6 protein-coding genes (1 of these 6 cut by a window edge) are annotated in these 5,797 nt (G+C 66.5%); all 6 read right to left on the reverse strand.

Annotated elements, in window-relative coordinates:
* Positions 1-254: 254 nt before the first annotated feature.
* Positions 255-1,991, reverse strand: coding sequence for an archaellar assembly protein FlaJ (gene flaJ / locus C468_RS02720; protein ID WP_008847343.1), 1,737 nt, complete (start codon positions 1,989-1,991; stop codon positions 255-257).
* Positions 1,992-1,993: 2 nt separating this feature from the next.
* Positions 1,994-3,667 carry a type II/IV secretion system ATPase subunit gene (locus C468_RS02725; protein WP_008847344.1) on the reverse strand — a complete coding sequence of 558 codons (1,674 nt, stop codon included), beginning with the start codon at positions 3,665-3,667 and terminating at the stop codon, positions 1,994-1,996.
* Between the two features lie 76 nt (positions 3,668-3,743).
* Entirely contained in the window at positions 3,744-4,493 is a 750-nt protein-coding gene (locus tag C468_RS02730; protein ID WP_008847345.1) for an ATPase domain-containing protein, read from the reverse strand.
* A 1-nt stretch (position 4,494) separates the two neighbouring features.
* On the reverse strand, positions 4,495-4,992 hold the full coding sequence (locus C468_RS02735; RefSeq protein ID WP_008847346.1) for a flagellin: 498 nt from the start codon (positions 4,990-4,992) through the stop codon (positions 4,495-4,497).
* Positions 4,993-5,460, reverse strand: a complete 468-nt coding sequence (locus tag C468_RS02740) for a flagellin (protein ID WP_008847347.1) — start codon at positions 5,458-5,460, stop codon at positions 4,993-4,995.
* Positions 5,450-5,797 carry the 3' portion of a flagella accessory protein C gene (locus C468_RS02745; RefSeq protein WP_008847348.1) on the reverse strand. It continues 1,416 nt past the right edge of the window, so the window shows 348 of its 1,764 coding nt (coding positions 1,417-1,764); its start codon lies off the right edge, out of view — the gene reads right to left on this strand; the stop codon is at positions 5,450-5,452. Before C468_RS02745 ends, C468_RS02740 begins: the two co-directional genes overlap by 11 nt.

Below are 5,797 nucleotides of genomic sequence, written 5' to 3' on the forward strand. Positions count from 1 at the left end.
GCCGCCGGCTTCCAGAGGCGCTTCGCGCCTCGCTGCCGCGAGGACGACGCACGGTGACGCAAGCACTGCAAGGAGCGAACGAAGTGAGCGACTGAAGCGCACAGCGAGCCGCGCGAGTCGTCGCGGCTGGGGCTTTTGGCGGTGTTCGCCGTCGATCCAGTATCACCCGTTTATAAACAAACACGTGAAGATCCGGAAACGGCCACCCCTCCGTCAAGAATCACTTATAACCGAACCACATACCGAATCGATTCTTAAATCGACAGGATCGCGTTCACCAGCGTCCGCGTCACGATCGCCGTCGCCGCGCCGAGCCACGTCAGCAGGACGAAGTGGATGTACCCGTTCGCGGGGTTGCCGCCGTCGATCCGCCGGATCATCTGCGAGGAGAGGGCGGCGTTGAAGAGGACGACCGTGAGCAGCAGGTACTCGATGAGCGGGATGTCGTACGCCCCGGGGTAAACGATCTGACCGATGTCCATCTGGTCGAGCTGGAAGTCGGCGGTCAGGTCCGCGAGGATGGCGACGATCTCCAGCCCGATGAAAAAGGCGAACGTCGCCGCCGCCGTGATCCCGTACAGCAGGCCGATGAAGGTCATCGCCGCCTGCCGGCGCTGCTCGCGGAGCTGGTTCACGGCGTTCATGTTCTTCGAGATCAGCTCGCCGAGCATCTTGGGGTCGCCGCCCATCTGTCGGCCGACGAGGTACATCTCGGAGAACTTCTGGATGAGGTACGACCGGGTGTCGTAAGTGAACTGCTCCCACGCGCCCTCGGTGCTGATCCGCATGTTGAGCCGGCGGTAGAGCCGCTCGATCGACGGCGAGAGGTCGCCGAAGTTCTTGTCGCGCAGCGTCGTCAACACGTCGGTGGTCGTCGACTGCTTGGCGCTCTCGGTCGCGCCGAGCGCCCGGATGAAGGAGGGGAACTCGGCGTCGCGGGCCGTGATCGCCTGCTCCTCGCTGCGGAGGACGACGCCGGTGATGAACAGCGGCGAGATGGGCACCGCGAGGTACAGCGGGAGCCGCACGTCGTCGATGAAAAAGAGGAGCCCGGGGAGGCCCGGTCCGTACCCGAACATCCCGGCGGCGGTGATCCCGATGATGAGAAAGGAGAGCCCGCCGCCGATCCCGAGCGACGCCCACAGTTTGAGGTCGCCGGGCGCGCGCTCGTCCGGGTGGAACCAGATCGGGTCGTACGGGGAGGTCGCCCGGATCATCGCGTAGAAGCCGAGCTGGACGAAGACGAACAGGACGATGACCGCGGCCACCGTCGCGGTGGGGTCGTTCCCGGTCAGGATCGGGAGGACGATCGCGAACACCAGCGCGAACGTCATCGAGAGGATCATCGACATGTACAGGTCCTTCATCACCTCCAGGTTCGACAGCGACGACTCGTACAGCGTCTCGTACTCGGCGAGCATGACGTCCTGCTCGGAGACGAGGAACTCCTCTAGCGACTGGCCCGCGCCCATCGTGTAGCCGAGCCGGTCGAAGAAGTCGGCCATCGCGTCGGAGGGGACCTCCTCGGCCCGCCGGCGACACGCGTCGTCGAGGCTCTGGTTCCAGGTGTCGACGAGGTGGACGACCCGCGCGATCTCCTCGGCGGCGACGCCGTACTCCTCCTCTTTCGCTAAGGTCCGGAACACCTCCATGCGGTCGATGTTCGTCGTCGACAGCACGGTCATGTGCGTCATCACGAGGTGGAGCTGGTTGTCGATCTGATTCTCCAGACTGGAGAGGTAGATCTTCGGGTAGATCACCGCCGCCACCAGCACGAGCCCGCCGAACATCGGGACGGGGACCCGCGCGGCGAACGGGAGCGGGAGGACGAAGAGGCCGACGACGCTCGCGGCGAAGACGAGGAGCGCCGGGATCAACACGAGCCCGACGTACTTCCGCTTCGAGATGTCGAGCTTGTCGTACGACTCCATGACGGCCGAGGTCAGCTCGGCTGCGGTCGCGAGCCCGTTGCCGACCTCCTTCACCGCCATGGCTATCTGACGTTCCGGTGCATGTCGAAGGGGAGCCCCTCGACGCCGTCGCGCTGGAAGGAGTTGATCGCGTCGTTCACCTCGTGGTAGCCCAGGATGCCCTCCTGAATCATCCGCTCGATGAGCTCCGCGCGGAACTCGAGGTCGTCGTAGATGTCACGGGTGTCGGCGTACCCAAGCAGCGTCGCGATCTGCTCTTCGAGCACGTAGGAGTTGTTCATCCCCTGGAACACGATCTCGTCTTCGACGGGGTCCCAGCTGAACACCTCGCGGGTGACGACCCCCTCCATCTCCTTGGAGTACCCCTCGATCTCCTGGACGCTCGTCACCCGGCGCAACACCTGATCGCCCTGCTTCACCCGGTTCTGGAACAGCGCCACGTCGGCGTTGTCCATGAACGTCTCCGGGACGTTGATCGGCTCGGAGGTGAACCGCTGGATCATCGAGACGATGTCGGACGCGTGGAAGGTCAGCATGACCGGGTGGCCGGTCTGGGCGGCCTGGAACGCCATGCGCCCCTCGGCGCCGCGGACCTCGCCCACGATGATGTAGTCGGGGCGCGACCGGAGCGCGGCGGCGACCAGGTCGAACATGTCGACGTCGGAGGACCCCTCGCCGCCGCCCTCGCGGGTCAGCAGCTGCTGCCAGGTGCTGTGCGGCGGGATGACCTCGGCGGTGTCCTCCGCGGTGTATATCTTCGAGTCGTCCGGGATGTACGAGAGGATGGCGTTCAGCGTCGTCGTCTTCCCCGACGCCGTCTCCCCGACGACGAACACCGTCTGCTCGTTCTCCAGACAGAGCCAGAGGTACGCCGCAAGCTGCGGCGAGAGCGTCCCCCAGTTGGTGATCTGGTTGATCGACAGCGGCACCTCCTCGCCCTGCCGGATCGTGAGCGAGGAGCCCTTCAGCGACACGTCGTCGGAGTAGATGATGTTGATACGCGACCCGTCGGGGAGGGTCGAGTCGACGATCGGGTCGGAGTCGGAGAGCGGGTCGCCGATCCGCTCGCCCATGTTGCGCAGCCAGTTGTCGAACTCCTGTGGCGTGCCGAAGTCGACGGTCGTCTCCAGCATCCCGAAGGTGCCGTGATCGACGTGGCACTCCTTGGGACCGATGACGTGGATGTCCTCGTTGGCCGGGTCGCGCATCACCGGTTCGAGCGGTCCCAGCCCGACGATGTCGCGGTTGAGCCGGTAGCGGATGTTCTGGTAGGTTTCCTCGGTGACCGACAGCTTCCCCATGTTGAGCACCTTCGAGAGGCTCCCGCGGAACCCTTGGTTCTGCTCGTCGATGTGGGTGACCTCCTCTAACAGCTCCTCGATGAGGTCGTCGTACTCGGCCTCGCTGTCGGGGGCGCTGTGCTGGCCGCTCACGGTGAGCAGGCGGTTTTTCACCTCGTTGAGCACTTGCGCCTGCGGGCCGGAGACCTCCGGCTCGATGGCGTAGTACTTCGTGTCCTGCCCGAGGTCGCCGTAGATGTGGCTGTAGATCGGCCCGCCGACGGGGTAGATTACGTTGGGCCGGTTCGACTCGTACTCGTCTTTCGGCTCCTCGATGAACTGCGGGAACTCCCCGGTGATCTGTTTGAACTCCCGCAGGTGTTCGCGGAGGTGCGGCCGCCGCATCGCTGCCTTCCGGAGCTCGTCCGACGGTTTCGCTGTGCCGTGTTCGGTCATGTCCTACTCCGTGTCTCCTGTCGGATCGGTCGCGTCCCGGCGACCGGGACGGCTGCACGTCGGCTCGTCCATGTGTTCAGGCGACGCTGCGGCTCTCGATGACGATTCCGGTCCCCGACCGGACCGAGAACCCGATCGTGTCGCCGACCTGTTCGCCCATCCCCGCGAAGCGTTTCACGTTGATCTGGCGACGGATGTCGTTGCCGACCTCGATCATCTCCAACTCGAGGAAGACGTCGGCGATCGACCGGAACGGCCCGATCGCGTCGTCGTCGACGGCCGAGGGGTCGACGGTGAGCACCACCACCTTTCCCTGCGAGATGATCTCCCGGAAGAAGGAGATGATCTCCAGGGCGGCCTGTCGCTCTTCGTTCTTCCGGACGAGCGCCTCGAAGGTGGGGTCGTTCCGGAAGATGGCGTCGAACGTGTCGAGGAAGACGACGTCGGAGTTCCACATCGCCTCCGCGTCCATCAGCCGCTTGAGCAGCTCCTTTCGCTCTCCGTCGTCGTCCGAGAACGCCCCGCCGGAGTCGAAGTCGGCGTGGAGGAAGAGCAACTCCTCTTTCAACAGCGGCTTCACCATGTCGTACTCCAGCGAATGCATCTGGTCGATGAACCCGCGAACGGTGAGCTCCGTCGACATCATCGTCACCGACGCGCCCTCCTCGACGAGCCCGTAGGCGAACCGCTGGGAGATGGCGCTTTTGCCGGCGCCGTAATCCCCCTCCATGAGGACGATGCTGCCGCGGGGGATCCCCCCGCCGAGCTCCTTGTTCAGCCGGTCGCGCTCGCCGAGCCCTAACGAGAGGAGGTTGTCGTGGGGCATCTCAGTTCCCTCCCTCCACGCGGAACTGGAACAGCTCCTCGTCTCCGTTGGCGGTGAGGTACACCCGGTGGTCGCCGTCGTCGAGGCCGCCGCTGTAACCCTCCAGTGCGTTCGCGTTGATGGTGAGCCGCAACACGTCGCCGCGGCTCCAGGCCGCGCCTTCGTCGGCGGAGACGAGTTTGCCGTCGATCGCGCTCGGCGGGACGTACCGGCCGTCGAAGACGACGTCGAGGCCCGACCCGTCGGGCGCGAGCCGATAGGTGCCGGTATTCTTTATCAGAAGGGTCACGTTCTGGTCGTCGCTGGCGTTGTACACCCCCGCGTTCGCGTCGGAGATGATCGTCACGTCGGTCCGGAGCTGCTCGGTCGCGTCCAGTCCGGCGTCGTCGACCGCCGCGCTCACGCGGTCGACGCCCGTGGTGATCGTGCCGACCACGCCGGCCGCGATCACGAGGCTCGCGATGAACAGGATGAGGTGCGAGACGGGGACGCTGGCCATCTACGCGTCCACCTCCGTCACGGTCGCCGTGTCGCGGATGCCGGACTCGACGACGAGGACGACGCGGGTGCCGTCCTCGATGGTCGTGTCGGTCTGTGCGACCGTCACCGTCAGCGTCTCGCCCTCGAGCCACAGCTCGGTGTCGCCGTCGCCGTCGACGCTCGTTGTCGCGTTCGGTCCCCCTACGTCGACGTACTCGTTGTCGACGAGCAGCGTCGCGTCGCCGGCGACGAGGCCGACGGAGCCGTCGTTGGTGGCGTTGACGGTGAGTGTTTCGTCGGTCCCGTCGTACGTCGCGTTCGACACCGCGAACGCCGTGTTCTGCCGTTCGAGCGCGCGGTCGTTCATGCCGTGTTGCGCGTCGCTGACGCGGTCGAACCCGTTGGCTGCGACGGGGTAGAACGTCGTGAACGCGAAGAACAGCCCCGCGACGATGATGGCCGTCGACGCCGAAACGCTAACGCCCATCGCCCCACCCTCCGTCGGCCGGGTCGGCGCGGTCGGAACGCGGGTTCGGGTCGTTCATCGGCCGCGGGGAGCCGCCGTTGCGCTCGCGGCCCTCGGACCCGCGGCGGTCCGCGTCCCCGTCTCGCCGCTTCGTCCGGTCGTCACGTCGCTCCGGGCCCCCGCCGCGTCCGTTCTCGCTCGCGCGGCGGTCGCGGTCGTCGCCGTGGCGGTCGGGCGCCCGACGCTCGCGGCCGCCGTTGCGCCGTCCGCGCCCGCCGGCCCCGGCCGGCGGCGGCCCGCCGCCGACCAGCGAGCCGCCGGCGAGGTCGTCCCAGCGGTCGAGCAGCAGCAGGTGCCC

Origin of the sequence: Halorubrum kocurii JCM 14978, assembly GCF_000337355.1 — an archaeon.
In the GTDB taxonomy this organism is placed as follows: Archaea; Halobacteriota; Halobacteria; order Halobacteriales; family Haloferacaceae; genus Halorubrum; species Halorubrum kocurii.

Excerpts from the sequence above, each read along its gene's own strand:
- C468_RS02725 (WP_008847344.1), bottom strand. The coding sequence starts at position 3,667 with ATGACCGAACACGGCACAGCGAAACCGTCGGACGAGCTCCGGAAGGCA.
- C468_RS02735 (WP_008847346.1), bottom strand. The coding sequence starts at position 4,992 with ATGGCCAGCGTCCCCGTCTCGCACCTCATCCTGTTCATCGCGAGCCTC.
- C468_RS02740 (WP_008847347.1), bottom strand. The coding sequence starts at position 5,460 with ATGGGCGTTAGCGTTTCGGCGTCGACGGCCATCATCGTCGCGGGGCTG.
- flaJ (WP_008847343.1), bottom strand. The coding sequence starts at position 1,991 with ATGGCGGTGAAGGAGGTCGGCAACGGGCTCGCGACCGCAGCCGAGCTG.
- C468_RS02730 (WP_008847345.1), bottom strand. The coding sequence starts at position 4,493 with ATGCCCCACGACAACCTCCTCTCGTTAGGGCTCGGCGAGCGCGACCGG.